The 19,133-nt window shown below is 64.3% G+C and carries 17 protein-coding genes and 1 tRNA gene; 12 read left to right on the forward strand and 6 right to left on the reverse strand.

The window, feature by feature from the left end:
* Positions 1 to 153: 153 nt before the first annotated feature.
* The 4 genes from ACWTU8_RS27715 to ACWTU8_RS27730 are packed head-to-tail and all read left to right on the forward strand — an operon-like array spanning position 154 to position 3,645.
* The gene (locus ACWTU8_RS27715) at positions 154 to 1,140 is read left to right on the forward strand and encodes an ABC transporter permease (RefSeq protein ID WP_455850642.1); all 987 of its coding nucleotides are present in this window, start codon (positions 154 to 156) and stop codon (positions 1,138 to 1,140) included.
* Positions 1,137 to 1,967, forward strand: a complete 831-nt coding sequence (locus ACWTU8_RS27720; RefSeq protein WP_455850643.1) for an ABC transporter permease — start codon at positions 1,137 to 1,139, stop codon at positions 1,965 to 1,967. The genes ACWTU8_RS27715 and ACWTU8_RS27720 overlap by 4 nt, the downstream gene beginning before the upstream one ends.
* Positions 1,964 to 2,845 carry an ABC transporter ATP-binding protein gene (locus tag ACWTU8_RS27725; RefSeq protein WP_455850644.1) on the forward strand — a complete coding sequence of 294 codons (882 nt, stop codon included), beginning with the start codon at positions 1,964 to 1,966 and terminating at the stop codon, positions 2,843 to 2,845. Before ACWTU8_RS27720 ends, ACWTU8_RS27725 begins: the two co-directional genes overlap by 4 nt.
* A complete protein-coding gene (locus tag ACWTU8_RS27730) occupies positions 2,842 to 3,645 on the forward strand; it encodes an ABC transporter ATP-binding protein (RefSeq protein WP_455850645.1) in 804 nt (267 codons plus the stop codon). Before ACWTU8_RS27725 ends, ACWTU8_RS27730 begins: the two co-directional genes overlap by 4 nt.
* Here the strand turns inward: ACWTU8_RS27730 and ggt are convergent.
* The 4 genes from ggt to ACWTU8_RS27750 all read right to left on the reverse strand — a co-directional run bounded on the left by ggt (position 3,639) and on the right by ACWTU8_RS27750 (position 8,550).
* Positions 3,639 to 5,225 (reverse strand): gamma-glutamyltransferase, encoded by a 1,587-nt coding sequence (ggt, locus tag ACWTU8_RS27735; protein ID WP_455850646.1) that lies wholly within the window; start codon positions 5,223 to 5,225, stop codon positions 3,639 to 3,641. The two genes, ACWTU8_RS27730 and ggt, sit on opposite strands and share 7 nt — an antisense overlap.
* 127 nt (positions 5,226 to 5,352) lie before the next feature.
* The gene (locus ACWTU8_RS27740) at positions 5,353 to 6,207 is read right to left on the reverse strand and encodes a TIGR01459 family HAD-type hydrolase (RefSeq protein WP_127209088.1); all 855 of its coding nucleotides are present in this window, start codon (positions 6,205 to 6,207) and stop codon (positions 5,353 to 5,355) included.
* The gene (locus tag ACWTU8_RS27745; protein WP_455850647.1) at positions 6,204 to 7,505 is read right to left on the reverse strand and encodes an FGGY-family carbohydrate kinase; all 1,302 of its coding nucleotides are present in this window, start codon (positions 7,503 to 7,505) and stop codon (positions 6,204 to 6,206) included. Before ACWTU8_RS27745 ends, ACWTU8_RS27740 begins: the two co-directional genes overlap by 4 nt.
* 1 nt (position 7,506) lies before the next feature.
* Positions 7,507 to 8,550, reverse strand: coding sequence for a class II aldolase/adducin family protein (locus ACWTU8_RS27750; RefSeq protein WP_455850648.1), 1,044 nt, complete (start codon positions 8,548 to 8,550; stop codon positions 7,507 to 7,509).
* A gap of 199 nt (positions 8,551 to 8,749) precedes the next feature.
* Here ACWTU8_RS27750 and ACWTU8_RS27755 point away from each other — a divergent pair, with 199 nt between their 5' ends.
* From ACWTU8_RS27755 to ACWTU8_RS27780, 6 genes are all read left to right on the forward strand, one after another.
* Positions 8,750 to 9,532, forward strand: coding sequence for a DeoR/GlpR family DNA-binding transcription regulator (locus tag ACWTU8_RS27755; RefSeq protein WP_455850649.1), 783 nt, complete (start codon positions 8,750 to 8,752; stop codon positions 9,530 to 9,532).
* Positions 9,529 to 10,908: an FGGY-family carbohydrate kinase gene (locus tag ACWTU8_RS27760; RefSeq protein ID WP_455850650.1), complete on the forward strand. Its 1,380-nt coding sequence runs from the start codon at positions 9,529 to 9,531 to the stop codon at positions 10,906 to 10,908. The genes ACWTU8_RS27755 and ACWTU8_RS27760 overlap by 4 nt, the downstream gene beginning before the upstream one ends.
* Positions 10,905 to 12,449 (forward strand): sugar ABC transporter ATP-binding protein, encoded by a 1,545-nt coding sequence (locus ACWTU8_RS27765; protein WP_128344886.1) that lies wholly within the window; start codon positions 10,905 to 10,907, stop codon positions 12,447 to 12,449. Before ACWTU8_RS27760 ends, ACWTU8_RS27765 begins: the two co-directional genes overlap by 4 nt.
* Positions 12,446 to 13,444, forward strand: coding sequence for an ABC transporter permease subunit (locus ACWTU8_RS27770; protein ID WP_065009780.1), 999 nt, complete (start codon positions 12,446 to 12,448; stop codon positions 13,442 to 13,444). The genes ACWTU8_RS27765 and ACWTU8_RS27770 overlap by 4 nt, the downstream gene beginning before the upstream one ends.
* A 78-nt stretch (positions 13,445 to 13,522) precedes the next feature.
* Positions 13,523 to 14,461 carry an ABC transporter substrate-binding protein gene (locus ACWTU8_RS27775; protein ID WP_029348335.1) on the forward strand — a complete coding sequence of 313 codons (939 nt, stop codon included), beginning with the start codon at positions 13,523 to 13,525 and terminating at the stop codon, positions 14,459 to 14,461.
* A 120-nt stretch (positions 14,462 to 14,581) separates the two neighbouring features.
* Positions 14,582 to 15,475: a sugar phosphate isomerase/epimerase family protein gene (locus tag ACWTU8_RS27780; protein ID WP_455850651.1), complete on the forward strand. Its 894-nt coding sequence runs from the start codon at positions 14,582 to 14,584 to the stop codon at positions 15,473 to 15,475.
* 22 nt (positions 15,476 to 15,497) lie between these two features.
* Here ACWTU8_RS27780 and uxuA read toward each other — a convergent pair whose 3' ends face one another.
* Positions 15,498 to 16,682 (reverse strand): mannonate dehydratase, encoded by a 1,185-nt coding sequence (gene uxuA / locus ACWTU8_RS27785; RefSeq protein ID WP_455850652.1) that lies wholly within the window; start codon positions 16,680 to 16,682, stop codon positions 15,498 to 15,500.
* A gap of 75 nt (positions 16,683 to 16,757) precedes the next feature.
* Between uxuA and ACWTU8_RS27790 the strand changes: the two genes are divergently transcribed.
* The gene (locus ACWTU8_RS27790; RefSeq protein ID WP_455850653.1) at positions 16,758 to 17,543 is read left to right on the forward strand and encodes an SDR family NAD(P)-dependent oxidoreductase; all 786 of its coding nucleotides are present in this window, start codon (positions 16,758 to 16,760) and stop codon (positions 17,541 to 17,543) included.
* A gap of 207 nt (positions 17,544 to 17,750) precedes the next feature.
* Positions 17,751 to 18,758 carry a cell division protein FtsZ gene (gene ftsZ, locus ACWTU8_RS27795; protein WP_029348340.1) on the forward strand — a complete coding sequence of 336 codons (1,008 nt, stop codon included), beginning with the start codon at positions 17,751 to 17,753 and terminating at the stop codon, positions 18,756 to 18,758.
* 264 nt (positions 18,759 to 19,022) lie between these two features.
* Here the strand turns inward: ftsZ and ACWTU8_RS27800 are convergent.
* Positions 19,023 to 19,099: transfer RNA gene (locus ACWTU8_RS27800), tRNA-Met, on the reverse strand.
* Positions 19,100 to 19,133: the final 34 nt, after the last annotated feature.

The raw sequence follows: 19,133 nt of genomic DNA on the forward strand, positions 1-19,133 counted from the left end.
CTCCAGGCTTGCACAACGCGTAATCGGGTGCTCAGCTTCGGCGATGAGAGTTCCTTCGCGCCCCCCTCTGTCCTGCCGGACATCTCCCCCACGAGGGGGGCGCCGTGGAACGCGACGCCACTGGCCGGGGTCCCTCCCCAGCGCGATTGCCGCATGACCCGCAGCCTCACCCTCCTTCGCCGTCGCCTCGTCGGCAGCGTCTTCGTACTGCTGATTGTCGTCATCGGCACTTTCCTTTTGCTGGAAGCCGCCCCCGGCGACGCGGTCGACGCCTATATCGCCTCGACCGGCGGCGATGCCGGCATGATCGAACTGCTGCGCCATCGTTGGGGTCTTGACCAGTCGGCGCTGACGCGGCTGGCCAACTATCTCTGGGCGCTGCTGCATCTCGACCTCGGCCAATCGGTGGGCTTTTCGCGGCCGATCCGCGACGTCATCCTCGAACGCCTGCCCAACACGCTGCTTTTGATGGGCAGCGCCACCGCGCTCTCCTTCGGGCTCGGCTCGGCACTCGGCATCTATGCCGGCGCCAGGCCCGGCAGCTTTCGCGACCGGTTCCTGTCGATCGGTTCGCTGGCGCTCTATGCCGTTCCCGGCTTCTGGCTCGGGCTGGTGCTGATCATCGTCTTCGCCGTCGACCTGCGCTGGTTCCCGATCGGCGGCATCGAGAGCCTCGCTTCGGCCAAGACCGGCCTCGACCGCGCGGTTGATATCGCCAGCCATCTCGTCCTGCCGGTGTCCGCACTCGGCTTCATCTATCTCGCGCTCTACCTGCGCATGATGCGCGCCGGCATGGCCGAGGTCTGGCGACAGGATTTTGTCCTCGCCGCTCGCGCTAAGGGGCTGTCCCGCCGCCGCATCGTGCTCGCCCACGTTGCCCGCAACGCGCTGTTGCCGCTGGTCACCATGCTCGGCCTGCAATCGGCGCAGATACTCGGCGGCAGCGTCGTCATCGAAAGCGTCTTTTCCGTGCCCGGCCTTGGCCGGCTGGCGCAGGAAGCAGTGGCGGCGCGAGACACGCCGCTGCTGCTCGGCATTATTCTCACCAGCGCCGTTCTGGTTGTCGTAATCAACCTTCTCGTCGACATCGCCTACGCCTTCCTCGATCCGCGCGTCGGCGCCAACGAGGCGAGCGCGTGAACCCGTTTCGCCGCTTTCTTCGGGCGCCGGAAGCGATCGCCGGCGCGGTCATCCTGGTGGCGCTGTTTGCCATGGCGTTGTCGGCGTCGCTGTTCTTCCCCGGCGATCCGCAGGCCATTGCCGGGCCGGCATTGCTGCCGCCCTTTCAGGACTGGTCGCTGCCGCTCGGCACCGACCGGCTCGGCCGTGACGTGCTGGCCGAGCTTTTCCACGGCGCCCGCACCTCGCTGGCAGTCGGGCTGGCGGCGGCAGCCGCAGCCATTGCCGTCGGCGCGATAGTCGGCACGCTGGCCGGCTTTACCGGCGGCCTCGTCGACGAAGTCCTTATGCGCATCACTGACGCCTTCCAGACCGTGCCGAGCTTCCTGCTGGCGCTGGCTTTCGTCAGCGTCGTCGGGCCATCGCTCGGCGTCGTCGTCGCGGCGATAGCGCTCGGCGCATGGACCGGTCCGGCGCGCGTAGCGCGAGCCGAAGTGCTGTCGATCCGCGAGCGCGATTTTGTCGCCGGCGCCCGCGTCATCGGCATGCATCCGCTGGAGATCGCCTTTCGCGAAGTGCTGCCCAACGCATTGCCGCCGGTGCTGGCATTGTCGTCGGTAATCGTCGCCGCGGCAATCCTTACTGAAGCGGCATTGTCCTTCCTCGGTCTCGGCGACCCGAACCGCATGACCTGGGGCGGCATGATCGCCGAAGGTCGCGCCGTGCTGCGCGCCGCGCCCTTCCTGTCGATCATTCCGGGCGTAGCGCTCGTGCTGACCGTGCTCGGCGTCTATCTCGCCGGCGAAGGCGTCGTCGAAACGACAGCGGTGAGGAGGAGCCTGTCGTGACGGCACTGCTTTCGATCCGCGATTTGACGGTGAGCTATCGCCGCGATGGCGCCGAGGTGGCGGCGCTGAAACATGTCAGCCTCGATGTCGCCGCCGGCGAGCGCCTCGCCATCATCGGCGAGAGCGGCTCGGGCAAGAGCACGCTGGCGCTGGCCATCGCCGGGCTGCTGCAGGCTTCCTCCAGGATTGACGGCTGCCTTGACTGGTTTTTGCCATCGTCGCCATCCGTTGGTGCCAAGGCACCCCCCTCTGAGGGGAGTGTGAAGGAACGCCAGCCATCCGAATTCATTACCCGGTCCACCCACACCCCCCTCGGCGGCCGCGACATTGGCTTCGTCTTCCAGGACCCCTCGGCCAGCCTCGATCCGGTGATGTCGGTCGGCGAGCAGATCGCGGAAGTTGCGCACACGCATCTCCGCCTTACTTGGCCGCAATCCTATGCTTGGGCAAAAACCCTGCTCGAACGCGTCCGCCTGTCCGACCCCGATGCCGCCTTGCGCGCCTATCCGCACCAGCTTTCCGGCGGCCAGAAGCAGCGCGTAGCGATCGCCGCCGCGATCGCGGCAGGTCCGAAACTGCTGATCGCCGATGAGGCGACCAGCGCGTTGGACACCATCGTGCAGGCCGAGATCGTCGCGCTGATCCGACAATTGGTGGCCGAGGACGGGATGACGCTGCTGTTCGTCAGCCACGACATCGCGCTGGCCACCGAGCTGGCCGAGCGCATCGCCGTGTTCCGGCACGGCGAGCTGGTCGAGCTCGGTGCGACGGCGCAGATCATTGCTAGCCCGCGCCACGCCTACACAAGAGCGCTGCTCGACGCTCATCTCGGCCTCGACGCCGAACCAATGCTGCGGCCGGCAGGAGCATCGAGGTGAGCCGTCCATTGCTGGCTGTTTCCGGCCTGACCAAACGATATCGTCGCGGCGGCAAGACAATCGCCGCCGTCGATGATGTTTCCTTCGACATCGAGCCCGGCGAGACGCTGGCACTGGCCGGGCCTTCCGGCAGCGGCAAGTCGACCATCGCGCGGCTGCTGCTGCGGCTGATCGAATCGGACGCCGGCCGCATCGAGTTCGAAGGCGGCGATTTCCTGTCCCTGAGCGGCGCTGCCTTGCGCGCCCGGCGTGCTCGTCTGCAAATGGTATTTCAGGACCCGCTCGCCGCCTTCAACCCACGCGCCACCGTCGCGCGCGTGCTCGACGATCCGCTGCGGATCCATGGCATCGCAACCCGATCAGAACGCCCGCGCCGCATCGCCGCTCTACTCGATCGCGTCGGCCTGAGCGCTGATCTCGCCGGCCGCGCCATCCACGAGATCTCGGGCGGCCAGCGCCAGCGCATCGCGATTGCTCGCGCCATCGCGACAAAGCCGTCGCTGATCGTGCTCGACGAAGCGGTGTCCGCGCTCGACGTATCGGTGCGCCGACAGATCCTGCAATTGCTGCTCGATCTGCAGCGCGAGGAACGGATCGCCTATCTGTTCATTTCGCATGATCTCGGCGTTATCAGCGCCATCGCCCATCGTGTCGTCATCCTCGACGCCGGCCGCGTCGCCGAGAGCGGCAACGCCCGTGCGGTCATCGGTGCCCCGCAATCGACGATCGGCAAGGCGCTGGTGACGGCAGCGCCAAAACTGAACAGGACCTGCACGCAAGGCGCGGCCGATCGTCAGTAACCCAGCGCGCAACCATCCTTGCGTGGATCCGACGCGCCGGTAAGCGTGCCCTTGTCCCAGTCGATCAGCACCAGTTGGCCGCCCCCATGCGGCTCGGTTGGGATGGACACGTCGTGGCCTCGCTCGCGCAAGCCGGCGATCGCCTCGGCCGGAACGCCACGCTCCGCCTCCACTGCGTCCTGGCGGTAAAACACCCTCGGCGCATCAAGCGCCTCCTGCGGGTCCATGCCGAAATCGATAATGTTGGTGAGCAGGTGGACATGGCCGAACGGCTGGTAGCCGCCGCCCATCACGCCGAACGGCATGATCGCCCGGCCCTTGGCTGTCACCATGCCCGGCATGATGGTGTGCATGGGGCGTTTTCCCGGTGCGATGCGGTTTGGGTGGTCCGCCGCCAGGCGGAAGCTGCTGCCGCGGTTCTGTAGGACGACGCCGGTGCTCGGGCCGACCACCCCGCTGCCGAACGAACCAAAGGTCGAGTTGATGAAGCTGACCGCATTACGATCGCGGTCGACCACGGAGATGTAAACGGTATCGCTCGGCTGAAGCTCAAGCCGAGGCAGATGCGTCATCGCACGCGCCGGATCGATCTCGGCGCGGAGCCGGTCCGCATGGGATCTGGACAACAACTGCTCAACCGGAACATGGACGTGATTCTGGTCGCCGATGAAATTGTCGCGGTCCTGATAGGCAAGCCGCCCAGCCTCGATCTCGAGGTGAAAGCGCTCGGCGCCGTTCGGTTCCAGCGCGCCTAGCGAGAAGCCTGACAGCACATTCAGCATGATCAGTGCCGTCAGGCCCTGGTTGTTCGGCGGCATCTGATGGATGTCGTAGCCTCGGTAGGACGTACCGACCGGCCTGACATACTCACCCTTCGTGGCCGCAAAATCCTCGAGCGCATGCAGCCCGCCAAGCGCGCGCAGACGCGAGACCATGTCGTCCGCAATCTCGCCTTCGTAAAAGCCGGCGCGGCCACGGCGCGAGACGATGCGCAAGGTGTCGGCCAGTTGCGGCTGCCGGTGCAACTCGCCTGCCTGCGGCGCCCTTCCATCCGGCAGAAATATCCGCGCGGCATGTTCGTCAGCGGCAAGCAAGGCAGCACTTTCAGCCCAGTCGAAGGCGACGCGGTCTTGGACGACGTAGCCCTGTTCTGCGTAGCGTATGGCAGGTGCGAGCGCGGCGTCGATGCCCTTTCTGCCGTGCTTCTCGAGCAGCCGGCACCAGGCGTCAACGGCGCCCGGCACGGTGACCGCGTGCGGACCGGACGCAGGCAGTTCGACATGCCCCCTGTCCAGATACCATTCAGCCGTCGCTGACGCAGGTGCGCGGCCGGAGCCGTTGAAGGCCAGAACCTCGCCTTGGCCGTTGGGACAATAGAGGACAAAACAGTCGCCGCCGATACCGGTCGATTGCGGCTCGACGACCGCCTGCACCGCCGCCGCGCACACGGCTGCATCCATCGCGTTACCGCCGGACCGCAGCATCTCGAGCGCCGCCAGTGTCGCCAGAGGGTGCGATGTCGCGGCCATCGCTTCCGTCGCACGAACCGGCGACCGACCGGGGAGTTGAAAATCACGCATGCAGGATCAATAGCCTCCGACCAACCAGATGTGAACTGGCACCGGCAGCCAAAGGGCTGCGCCACCGAGCACCACGACCGACAGTATCATTGCCGTGGCAGCGCCCAACCCTGGAAAACTGCCGGCCTCAATCAGCGAATTTAAAAACATCCGTGGTGTAATCGGGGTAGGCATCCAGACTGTCGAAAAGCTCGGCCAGGTCAGGGGTGTCAGCCAATATTCCGGACAAGACCAGCGCAGTCGCCACGCCGGCGCCAATTCCGCCGGCGACATCGTGTTCGACGCTGTCGCCGACACAGACTACGCTGCTTCGGTCCGGGTTGCCCGCCAGCGCCAGCGCGGCGTCGAAGATCGGGGTATAAGGCTTGCCGATACGGGTGACGCTGCCGCCGAGGCTCTCATAGAGATCCGCAAGCTGACCGGCGCCAAAGCGAGGCCCCACGGCGGTCAGCATGATCTTGTCGGGGTTGGTGCAGAAGCACGGCACCTGCCGCATTGCTGCCGGTGCAAAAAGTCTGCGATAGTGATCGATGTCATAGCGATCGCCCTCACTGGCGGCGATCAGCACCAGCTCGGCATCGTCGCCGTCACCGGTCAACGCGAAAGGCAGGCCTTCAATCGCCGAGCGATCGCCCTCGCGGCTGATCAGTAGGCACTTTGTGTTTGGGCGCAGCGTTCCAGATATCGCCATTTCGTGAAAGGACCGCCACGCGATCTCGCCGGAGGAGACAAATTGATCCCAGCTTCCTGGTTGGAAGCCGAGCTTCAGCAAGCGGGCTTCGTTGGGCCGCGCGCGCCTGCCCGAGTTTGAGACCAGCACAATCGTCCTGCCTGCGCGCTTCAGCGCCGACAATGCCTCCACGGCGCCCGGATAAGGGTTTGTACCATCGTGCAGCACGCCGAACTGATCGAGCAGGAACACCTGATAGCGCTCAACCAGCGCTCCGATGCCATCGACATGTTCAACTGTCTTCGTGATCACAAAAGCCCCGCTTCGATTGCGCCCATCAGCGCCAGCCGCGCCGTGCCGGCGGCCGCCTCGTCCGAAAGCGCCGGCAGAAAATCGACGCCCAGCTTGCGCTGCCGGATCGCGGTCCAGGCGGCGTTTGCCGCACCGCCGCCGACACTTCTGACCGAGTTCAGCCGAGGCGCGCCGAGCTCGGCAAGCCGGCGATAGCCGAGCGCCTCGATCTCGGCAATGCCCTCCAACATTCCTTTCAGATAGTCGGCGTCGTCCGCCGGCCGCGGCGTCAGACGCGGCGGCAGGGCAGGATCGGCTACCGGGAAGCGTTCGCCGACCGCGGGAAGTGGATAATAGTCGAGGCCCGTCTCCGTCATAGGGTCGATCGCCGCACTCAACTCGATGATGCGCGCGAGGGGAAAATGCTGCGCCAGCACCTTGCCGCCCGAATTCGACGCACCACCCGCCAGATAGGCATCTCCCAACCGGTGACTATAGATGCCGAACTGCGGCGCCGAGATCGGCCGGTCGGAGAGGATCTTGATGGTCAGCGAGGACCCCAGAGCGGTGACGCCGTCGCCAACTGCCGTAGCGCCCGTCGCCAGGAATGACGCGCAGCCATCCGTCGTCCCGGCGACCACGGCGACGTCGCGCGCCAGGCCGAACAAATCCGCGGCGCTCGCGGAGAGCGTTCCCGTGATGTCGCCCGGCTTGACGACGCGAGGCAGGAATACCATGCGCATGCCGGTCGCCGCGATCCAGTCCGGCCAGCGCCGGGCCTCGACGTCGTAACCGGTTTTCAGGGCATTGTTCTCGTCGCTGACATTGAAACGGCCGGAGAACTGTCCCGCGATCCAGTCGGCCTGATGCAGCACCGCGGCAACGCCGGGCCGTCGTTGGAACCAGAGCGCCTTGGCGAGACCGGACGTCGCCCCAAGTGCTGCGCTCGCTGCCGGCGCCTCGCGCGCGATCACGGCCAGAATAGCGTCGTCGTCGACCTTGTCATTGTACATCAACGGTTCGGCGAGCGGCCGCCCGGCGCCGTCGACCGGCAGCAGCGTGCCCGAAGTGCCGTCGACGGCAATCGACCGCACCGCGGCGCGATCGATGCCTGAAAGCAGTTCGGTCAGCGCCGCGCCGACCGCTGACCACCACACTGAGGGGTCGGGGGCGTTCTGGCCAAATCTGTCGAGTGGGACGGCGGAACGCGCGGCAATCGAAAAGTCCGGGCGCATGGCGACGGCGCGCGCACCTGATGTGCCGATGTCGATGCCGATCGAAAGGGGGCCGATCGAAAGCGGGCCCATCGAACGCGCCATGTCAGGTGCCGGCTGCATTGAGTTTCTGGCGGTACTGCTCGGCGTCCCAGTTGATCAGTTCGTCGTTCTCGGCGGCGGTCAGATAGTTCAGCTTCGCCGCGACATCGACCCGCGCCGTCACGTCGGCAAGGCAGCGTTGCATGGCGTCGGCGCCGCCACTCGCGTCGCCGCGCATCAGCACGCCAAGCCCGGGAAACAGGATTGCCACCGGTGCACTGTCGCACCGTTCGGTGACACGCTTCACGTCCTCGCCGGGTCTCGCCACGACCGAACCCTGGCCGAGAAAGATAACGTGATCGGGATAGAGGCTGCCCCCCGACGCCATGCGGCAGCTTTCCGGATCGGTCGCGGCCGCATGCGCTTCGACATCCGCCGGCAACCTGTAACCGGTGCGTCCGATGAGCGCCGTCAGTGCAGCAAGGTTGGGCTCCGCCACCTCGCGGGGCGGCCGCGCCAGCAGCCCTGTGACGCGGCGCAGCAGCGCTTCGGCGCCGGCAACGGTCTCGGCTGCGACGACCAGGCCGTGATTGGCAAGGATCAGCATATCGACTCCTGGTCGAAGGCGCTCGGCAATGCCTTGGGCGAGCGGCAGGCCCGGCCGGCGATAGGGAACATACGCCCATTCGAGACCATCGAGGCGCTTGGCGATTTGAGCCTCGCAGTCGGCCTGCACGGCAAGCGAAATAGTGTCGACGCAGTGGACATGCAGGACGACGCGCTGCGGCATCAGGGCATGAACCGTGGTCTCGATCGAGGGGCGCAGCCTGCGTGTGTTGAGCGCCTCGATGGCGAAACCCTGCGGCTTATCGGCGGCCGGGTCGCGCTGTTCGACAGCCCTGAGCAGCGGGGCGATCGCCACGGGAACCATAATGTCTTCGGCGAGCGCATTCTTCAACCAAGTACCGGAAGCCTTGATCCAGAGCGTGTCGCCAGCCTTCAGCGAAGTGTTGCCGCCCGCGGCCTGGGTCAAATGCGGGTCGCGCCCGATGCTGGCCGAAAGCGACCGCAAAGCAGTCAATTCCTGCGCATCCGCATAGTTTGCCATCGAAATTCCTTCACAAACGGCCGCGTGGCCACGGCTTTGGATATCCCGCTGCCGGGATAACGAGTGATGCTGGTATCGCAGATGCGAGTAAGTTACGTCAATAGTGATCTTATCTAGTCAAATCGAGCTTGCAATCTGATCGGTGTTGAGTAAGTTGCACCAATTGCCGTGGCAAAATGGCATTTCGGGAGGGTATCCGTTGAGCGACTCCGGCCGCCAGCGTCAGATTGTCGAGTTGTTGCGGGATCGCCCCTTCGCCTCAGTGCGCGAGCTGCAGGAGCGGCTCGGCGTGTCGGCAGCGACGGTGCGGCGCGACATCGACAAGATCGATGAGGCCGGTGAAGCACGAAAGGTCTATGGCGGCATCTCGGCGCTCGATGGCGCCTCGCAGGCGGGCGTCGCCTATGCCAGGCCCTATGACGAGAACCGCGATCTCGCAGTCGAAGCCAAGCGGCAGATCGCGGCTCTCGCCGCGACCATGGTGCGCGATGGCGACGCCGTCATCGTGCATGGCGGTTCGACCTGTTTCCATCTCGGTGCCAAGCTCGCCGACCGCAACATCCGGCTCTACACCAACTCGATGCCGCTCATCGCCTATTTGAGCGACCACGGTCATTGCAGCCTAACCATCGCCGGCGGTGAGCTTCATCGCGAGCCTGGCATCATCCATTCGCTCACCCAGGCCGTGCCGTTCTATGCGTCGAAATTCTTTCTTGGCGCGCAAGGCGTCGGCCCGGAGGGCGTGCTGGAATCGCATCCGCTGCTGGTCCGCTCCATCGTCGAACTCAGCCTATGCGCCGACCAGATCGTGGTGGTGGCCGACAGCCGCAAACTGTCGATCCACGCGCGCAACGTCGCGCTGCCTCTGTCCCGCATCGGCACGCTGGTGACCGATGACGGCCTGTCCGATGCGGACGCACGCATGCTCGAAGACGCCGGCGTCATGGTGCGGATCGCCTCTGCCTCCGGAGCCCTGCAGTGAAGGTGGCCGTCCTCGACTTCGGCAAGACCAACTCGAAGCTCTTCGTCTTTGGTCAGGACGGGCAGATTCTCGATGAGCGCCGGACTCAGCCGAACTGGACGCGCAAAGGCGACTTCAGTGTGCTCGACGAGACAGCGCTTCACGATTGGGCGGCTCGCGTAGTCGGCGAAGCGGTCGACAATCATGGTGTGGAAGGATTGATGGTTTCGGGCCATGGCTGCACCTTTGCCTTGGTCGACAATGCGGCGCTGACGCATCCTATTCTCGACTACGAGCAGGAGCCACCTGCTGAGATCGCCGCGCAGATCGATCGCCGCATTCCGGATTTTGCCGAGACTTTCTCGCCGCTCCTGCCGCTCGGCTTCAACTATGGTCGCCACATGCTGTGGCTGAAGGCGGTGCAACCCAGCGCGTTCGATGCCGCGAAATCGATCCTCGGCTATCCGCAATACTGGAGCTGGCGCTTTGGCGGCCGGGCGGTCTCGGAAGTGTCCTATCTCGGCTGTCACTCGCATCTGTGGGCGCCGCGCAAGCGCGATTTCAGTTCGCTGGTCGACGCCGAGGGCTGGCGCGGCCAGATGCCCGCCTTTGAGCGTGCCGGAGCTGTCATCGGCGAGCGGCGCTTCGGCGGGGCAACACAGCCGATTGCCATCCACAACGGTGTCCATGACAGCAATGCGGCGCTCCATGCCTATCGCCGGCAGGAGCTTGGGGCGGTCACTGTCGTCTCGACCGGCACCTGGGTCGTCGTGCTCAACCCGGACTGCCCGCTCGACGCGCTCGACCGCGACCGCGACATGCTGGTCAATGTCGATGTCGATACTGGCCCGGTGCCGACCATCCGTTTCATGGGCGGCCGTGAATTCGCGACAATCAGCGCCGGCTGGCAAGGCGCAATCGCCCGCTCCTCGGTACAGCAGGTGATCGACGCCGGCATCATGGCGCTGCCTAGTTTCGCCCCGGGCGGGCCGATGCCTGGCCATCCCGGCGAATTGGTCGGGCGCACACCCAACGCGGAGGAGCGCGCGGCTGTGGCACTGCTCTATGTCGCACTGATGATCGATCTGTGTCTCGACCTGATCCATTCGAACGATACCGTAATTGTCGATGGCGGGCTGAACAGTGGCGGCGTGCTCGCCGCCCTGCTGGCGCAGCTGCGCCCCGGCCAGCCCTTCATGCAGGGCGCCACGCTGGAGGGCAGCGCCACCGGAGCGGCGGCTCTTGCCTTCGAGAGTGTTGGACGCGAATTTGCCGCCGATGCGCCGGAGCCGGTGTGCGCCTCCGGCTTCGCTGGTCTTGCTGGATACCGCGACAGCTGGCGCGGCCTCGCCGGCGATCGAGGCATCGTTGAAACTGCAGCGCGAGGTTCACGATGACCGCCGCTGCCCAAATCGAGACGGCGCGCCAGCCGATGCTGGAGATGCGGCACATCTCCAAGACGTTCGGCCCGATCCGCGCCTTGCAGGACGTGTCGCTGACCGTCCACGCCGGCGAACTGCACGCGCTGATGGGCGAAAACGGCGCCGGCAAGTCGACGCTGATGAAGGTGCTGTCCGGCGCCTATCGGCCGGATCCAGGCGGCGATATCCTGATCGACGGCACACCGGTTGCGACCGGCGACCCGATCAAGGCGCGCGCCAACGGCATTGCGGTCATCTATCAGGAGCTGTCGCTGGCGCCCAACCTGACGGTTGCGCAGAACATCTTCCTCGGCAACGAGCCGAGACGGTTCGGCATCGTCGACCGCGATCAGTGCAATCGGCGCGCTAACGAGATCATCGCACGGCTCGGCGTCTCTTTCTCGGCGCGGGACTCGGTCTCCAGCCTGTCGCTCGGCGAACGCCAGCTAGTCGAGATCGCTCGCGCGCTGTCGACCAGTGCGCGCATCATCGTCATGGACGAGCCGACCACCTCGCTGACCTCGCGCGAGACGGACAGGTTGTTCGAGGTCATTGCGACGCTGAAGTCGCAGGGCATCGCCATCATCTACATCAGCCACCGGATGGAAGAGGTCTACCAACTTGCTGACCGTGTCAGCGTGCTGCGCGACAGCGGCTTTGTCGGCACGCTCGACCGCGCCGATCTGAACGCCTCGCGCCTCGTTTCGATGATGGTTGGCCGTGATCTGTCCGCCTTCTACAAGAAGGATCACCGCCCGCCGGACAGCAAGCGCGCGATCGCGCTATCGGTGCAGGGCATGTCGGACGGCAATCTTTTGAAGGACTGTTCCTTCGACCTGCACAAGGGCGAGGTCTTGGCGCTGGCGGGCCTGGTCGGCTCGGGCCGCACCGAGCTCGCACGGCTGATCTTCGGTGCCGACAGGCACACATCAGGCACGCTGGAACTCGACGGCAAGCCGATAGCCATCGGCTCGCCGCGCGAGGCGTTGGACGCCGGCATCGCCTATCTCACCGAAGACCGCAAGGAACTCGGTCTGTTCCTTGACATGTCGATTTCCGACAATATCAGCATGGGCGTGCTCGCAAGGGACGCGCAGGCCGGCGGCCTGCGCGACTTCGCCACGGCCGAAAGGCGCGCCGCCAAGGCCGTTTCCGACCTCTCCATCCGCACCAGGTCGGTGCAGGCCAATGCCGGCTCGCTGTCGGGCGGCAACCAGCAGAAGGTGCTGCTCGCCCGCCTGCTCGAAACCGAGCCGCGGGTCCTCATCCTCGACGAGCCGACTCGCGGCGTCGATGTCGGGGCGAAGTCCGAAATCTACCGGCTGATCGACGATCTCGCCAAGAAGGGCATCGCCATCCTGATGATCTCCAGCGAACTGCCGGAGGTGATCGGCGTCGCCGACCGCGTGCTGGTGATGCGCGACGGCACTATCGCTGGCGAAGTTATGGCATCCGCCGGCCAGCCGCTCAGTCAGGAAGCAATCATGGAACTTGCAACGGGAGCGGCCAAGGGATGACCGACAAGGCAACCGAGATCAGCGCGGGTGACCAGGCGGTCGGCAGGAGCCGGCGGCTGCGCACCGCCTTCGCCGCGCTTGGCATGCTGCCGGTCCTGATCCTGCTGGCCGCCGGCTTCCAGTTCATGAACCCGCGCTTTCTCACCGAGACCAACCTGTTGATCGTCACGCAGCAGTCGTCGATCAACATCGTGCTCGCGGCCGGCATGACCTTCGTCATCCTGACCGGCGGCATCGACCTGTCCGTCGGCTCCATTCTTGCCGCCTCGGCGATGGTGGCGGTGATGGTGTCGCTGGTGCCGGAGTGGGGCATGCTCGGCGTGCCGGCGGCCATTCTGGTCGGCCTCGGCTTCGGCGTCATCAACGGGCTGCTCGTCGCCTATATCAAGCTGCCGCCCTTCATCGTCACGCTGGGTTCGCTGACAGCCGTGCGCGGCGTCGCCCGCCTGCTCGGCCAGGACACCACAGTGTTCAACTCTGACCTGCCGTTCGACTTCATCGGCAACGGTTCGCTGTTCGGCATCCCCTGGCTGGTCATCATCGCTCTGTCGGTCGTGGTGCTGTCCTGGCTGGTGCTCAAGCGCACCGTGCTCGGCACCTGGATCTATGCCGTCGGCGGCAATGCCGAGGCCGCGCGCCTCACCGGCATCAAGGTGCCGCTGGTGCTACTCTTCGTCTATGGCGTTTCCGGCCTTCTGGCCGGCCTTGGCGGCGCCATGTCGGCGGCCCGGCTCTACGCGGCCAATGGGCTGCAGCTTGGGCAATCCTACGAACTCGACGCCATTGCCGCGGTCATTCTCGGCGGCACCAGCTTTGTCGGCGGCGTCGGTTCGATCTGGGGCACGCTGATCGGCGGGCTGATCATCGCGGTGCTCTCCAATGGGCTCATCTTGGCCGGTGTTTCGGACATCTGGCAGTACATCATCAAGGGATTGGTCATCATCGTGGCGGTCGCCCTCGACCGCTACAGGCTCCAGGCAGGAGCAAGAACGTGATTGACCTTAGTCGCCGGCGTCAATGACCCGGTTTCATGTAACGCACCGTGAGAGGCGCGGGGCATCAGGAGGAAAACAATGAAGACCATCGCTAAACTGCTCTGCGGCGTTGCCCTTGCGGCCGTCGTCATCGCACCGGCTTCGGCCAAGGATCTGAACAAGGTCGGCATCTCGGTCGGCCTGCTCGGCAACCCGTTCTTCGTCGCCACCATCAAGGGCATCGAGGACGCCGCCAAGAAGATCAACCCTAATGTCGAGGTGACGTCGGTGTCGGCCGACTACGACCTCAACAAGCAGGTCTCGCAGGTCGACTCCTTCATCGCCGCCGGCGTCGACGTGATCATGCTCAACGCCGTCGATGCCAAGGCGATCGCACCGGCGGTGAAGAAGGCGCAGGCGGCGGGCATCGTGGTTGCCGCTTTCGATGTTTCGGCGCCGGGCGCCGACGTCACCGTGATGACCAACAACGTCAAGGCCGGTGAAGCGGCTTGCCAGTATCTGGTCGACCATACCGGCGGCAAGGGTGACTATGTCATCCTGAACGGCCCGGCATCGTCGTCGATCCTGGAGCGGGTCAAGGGCTGCAAGGACGTGCTGGCGAAGCATCCGGATATCAAGATCCTCTCCGACGACCAGAATGCCGAAGGCTCGCGCGACGGCGGCCTGAAGGTGTTCCAGTCGCTGCTGACCCGTTTCGACAAGATCGACGCGGTGTTCGCCATCAATGATCCGACGGCGATCGGCGCCCAGCTTGCGGCCAAGCAGCTCAACCGCTCGGAGTTCATCTTCACCGCGGTCGACGGCGCGCCCGATATCGAGAAGGAACTCTCTTCCGGCACCTCGATGATCAAGGCCTCGGCCTCGCAAGATCCTTACGTCATGGCTGGCCAGTCGCTGCAGATGGCGGCTGAGGTGCTCGCCGGCAAAAAGCCGGCCGAGGCGACGGTACTGCTCGACCCGCAGCTGATCACAGCCGAGAACTTGAAGGACTACAAGGGCTGGACCGCAGCCCGCTAAGGCCTCCCAAGGCTGGTGCGGCCGGGATGACCGGCCGCACCTTTTTTGTCTGAGCATCGGATTTTCCCAGAACCGGTTTCCACTTTTGGGTCCGATGCTCTCGACCAGCTGGAGACGATCATGTCGCGCATTGGAATCCATTCTTTCGTCTGGTCGGCAAGCTCGGCCCAAGGCGACCTCGAACGGACGCTGGCCAACACCAAAGAGGCCGGCTTTGACTTGATCGAATTCTCCTATCTCGACCCTGCCAATGTTGACATTGGCGGGCTGGCCAGGCGCATCGCCGACCTCGATCTCGGCGTGGCAATCAGCATCGGACTGCCGGCCGACGGCGACATTTCAAGCGCCGACAAGGCGATTGCGGCGCACGGCGTCGAAATCCTGAAACGTACGATCGCGCTTACCCGCGATCTCGGCGGCCGGAAGGTCGCCGGCATCCTCAGCACCAGCCACGGATTGCAGACTGAGGCGCCGACGCGCGATCAATGGAACCGCAGTGCTGCCAGGCTCGCCAAGGTCGCGGAGACCGCCAAGGCCGCCGGCGTCACGCTCAACCTCGAGATCGTCAACCGCTTCGAGAGCAATCTGCTCAACACCGCCGCACAAGGGCTAGCCTTCATCGAGGACACCGGCTCCGACAACATCTTCCTGCATCTCGACACTTTCCACATGAATATCGAGGAGGCCGATGTCGGGCTGGCCATCCGCCAAGCCGCGAAGAAGATCGGCTATGTCCATATCGGCGAGAGCCATCGCGGCTTCCTCGGCACCGGTAACATCGACTTCGCCGTGATCTTCGATGCGCTGACCGCGATCGGCTATAGCGACGACCTCAGCTTCGAGTCCTTCTCATCGGAGATCGTCGACGAGAACCTGTCGAAGAAAACGGCCATCTGGCGCAATCTGTGGACCGACAATATGGAACTGGCCCGGCATGCGCGCCGCTTCATAGCCATCGGGCTGGAGACGGCACGGCGCAAGGCCGAGCTTGTGTCATCAAGCCATCGACCTTAGCACCACTTCCCGTTTGCAATCCTCAGGCCAGATCAAAACGTTCCACGGCGCGCATGATGCCGCGCAGTTCGGCGAGGCCCTTCAGCCGCCCGATCAATGAGTAGCCGGGGTTGATCCTGGTCTTGCCGATATCGTCGGCGAGCAGATGGCCATGATCAGGACGCATGGGAATCCGCCAGTCGGCGCGACCTTCCCTACTGCGGCGCGTCTCTTCCTGCATCAAAGCGAGGATGACATGCGCCATGTCAGTGCCGCCCTCCAGATGCTCGGCTTCATAGAAGGAGCCGTCATCCTCGATGGTTACATTGCGCAGATGGACGAAATGGATCCGGTCGGCGAATTCCTTGACCATGCCGACAATGTCGTTGTCTGCGCGCGTACCGTACGAGCCGGTGCAGAATGTCAGGCCGTTCGCCGGGCTGTCGACGGCGTTCAGGATGAAACGCGCGTCCTCGGCGGTCGAGACGATCCGTGGCAAGCCATAGAGTGAGAATGGTGGGTCGTCGGGATGGATGCACATGCGCACCCCCTCCTCCTCGGCCACGGGAATGATCTCGTGCAAAAACCAGGCAAGATTGTTGCGCAACTCCTTCGGCCCGATCGAATCGTATTCCGCCAATGCCTCGCGAAAGCTTTCACGGTTGTAGCTGCGCTCGGTTGCTGGCAGGCCAGCGATGAGATTGCGCTCGATCCTGTCGATCTGCTCGTCGTTCAGCGCCTTGAAGCGTAATTCCGCCTCTGCGACACGTGCCGCGCTGTAGCTGGCCTCGGCATTCCTGCGCTTCAGGACGAACAGGTCGTATGCGGCAAAATCGATCGCGTCGAAACGCAGGGCGTAGCCCGTCGTTGGAAGCCGATAGGCAAGGTCGGTGCGGGTCCAGTCGACCACAGGCATGAAATTGTAGCAAATGGTCTTTATGCCGGCCTTCGCCAGCGCGCGGATGTTTTCCTTGTACCAACCCGCGTAACGCTGCCTTTCCGCCGAGCCGATCTTGATCGAATTATGGACGGGAATGCTCTCCACAACCGACCAGGTCAGCCCTTCGGCTTCGATGATTCGCTTGCGTTCCAGGATATCCGCCAAAGGCCAGGCGCGGCCGTCATAGATATTATGCAGGGCGGATACGACGCCCGTGGCTCCGGCCTGCTTGACATGATCGAGCGTCACCGGGTCGTCAGGGCCATACCAGCGCCAGCATTGTTCCATCGAGGCTTTCCTTTGCGATAAAACAGAACCGTATTGTTGGGCCACAATGGAAGTCAAATTAAAGGAGTTTGCGCAATGAAGGATTTCGACGGCAAGATCGCTCTGGTGACGGGGACGACCGGGATCGGCCTGGCAACTGCCAGACGTCTTGCGGCGGGCGGCGCGGCGATCATCGCCTGCGGCATTGATCGCGCGGCCAACGCGGCGATGACAGTGGAACTGGACAGCTCCGGCGCCGGGGCGCTGGTCATGGCCGTCGACGTCTCCGTGCCGGATCAGGTTCGCGATGCGGTCGCGGCCGGTGTCGAGCGGTTCGGCGGCCTCGATATCATCGTCAATTCCGCGGCGGTCCATCCATATGGAACCGCTGTTAGCACCGATTTCGACACCTGGAACCAGGCGATGTCCGTCAATGTCGGCTCGATCTACCTGACCGCGCATTTCGGTATCCCCGAGATGATGAAGAGAGGCGGCGGCGCCGTCGTCAACGTGGCTTCGGTGCAGGGCTTCGCCTGCCAGCAGAACGTCGCCGCCTATGCTACGACCAAGGGCGCCATCCACACACTGACGCGCTCTCTGGCGCTTGACTACGCGCGCTCCGGCATTCGCGTCAATTCCGTCAGCCCAGGCTCGATCCGCACCCCGATCCTGGAAAAGGCGGCGCGCGGCGAGAATGGCACCGACGCCGATGTCGAGGCCGCCTACAGGCGCTTCGGCGAAGCCCACCCCATCGGGCGCATCGGCGAGCCGGAGGAAGTGGCGGAACTCATCGCCTTTCTGTGTTCGTCGAAAGCCGGGTTCTGCACCGGTGCGGACTACAGGATCGATGGCGGCCTGACGGCCGGCATCGGCGTGAAGTAGAAACAGGAAGATCGGTCTCGGCCGGCAAACCAATGACGCTTAACATGCGCGAGTTTGCATACTGCACTTGCAGCCGGTTCAACCGTCTGATTCCCTTGGTTACGCTGGGCTGTCCTGATTCGCTCACTGTCCAAAGTCTTTGCAGTGCGCCAGGAGCAAGCCTTCCACCGACCGCTGCGCTGGCGCATTCAATGGGAGAGACGGCAAATGAACACTGCAACGAGGCCGGCAATCTCGGAGATGAGGCCCAAAATATCCGTCATCGGGGTTGGCGGCGGTGGCGGCAACGCCATCAACAACATGATCGCCGAAGGCTTGCAGGGCACCGAATTTATCGTTGCCAACACCGATGCTCAGGCGCTCACCATGTCGAAGGCAACGCGGCTGATCCAATTGGGAGCGCACGTCACGGAAGGCCTTGGTGCAGGATCCCTGCCCGAGGTCGGCCATGCCGCGGCCGTGGAATCGATCGACGAAATCATGGACCATCTTGCGGGAACGCATATGTGTTTCGTGACCGCGGGCATGGGAGGCGGAACCGGAACTGGTGCAGCACCGGTCATAGCGCAGGCCGCGCGCAACGCGGGAATACTGACCGTGGCCGTCGTCACCAAGCCGTTTGTCTTCGAAGGGAACCGTCGAATGCATGCCGCCAATGAGGGCATCGAGCGGCTCCGCGAAAGCGCCGATACCGTCATCGTCATCCCGAACCAGAACCTCTTCAGGATCGCCGACGCCAGGACGACCTTCGCGGACGCGTTCGCCATGGCGGATCGCGTCCTCTACGCCGGCGTCGGCTGTATCACCGACCTCATCGTCAAGGAAGGGCTGATCAATCTCGACTTTGCCGATGTGAAGTCGGTGATGCGCGATATGGGTCGCGCGATGATGGGAACCGGCGAAGCCACCGGGGAGGACCGCGCCAGGAAGGCGGCCGAAGCAGCGATCGCAAACCCGCTTCTCGACGAAGCGTCGATGATGGGCGCCAAGGGCGTCCTTGTCTCGATATCGGGTGGCACTGATATGACGCTGTTCGAGGTCGACGAAGCTGCCACCCGCATCCGCGAGGAGGTCGACGCCGACGCCGATATCATCGTCGGCGCCATTTTCGACAAGGCGCTCGCCGGAAAATTCAGGGTGTCGGTCGTTGCGACGGGATTGCGTCGCGGGCTCGAGATACCGCTGACGGCGGGGTTGGAAAACCGTGTGAATTGATCGACAAAAGAAATTCATGGCCTGGCAGCGCCGGTTGGAATGTCCGGCGAACAAGTGACGCCGGCATCAAAGAAAACCCCGGCAACCATTCGAGATTGCTGGGGGTTTATGCCGAAACTGGTTGCCGGGACAGGACTTGACTTTCTTTCTCTGTCCAGCTTTGTCGGCTCGCCTCCCTTGCGGGCCCTGATGAGGATCAAAACCCGAGCGCGGCAGGCCGCAAACGCAAAACGGCCCGCACTGAGGCGGGCCGTTTTGGTTATTTGGTTGCGGGGACAGGATTTGAACCTGTGACCTTCAGGTTATGAGCCTGACGAGCTACCGGGCTGCTCCACCCCGCGTCAACTAGACGGCGAATGCCGGCCGGGCAGCCCG

The organism is Mesorhizobium sp. BHbdii (genome assembly GCF_053848045.1).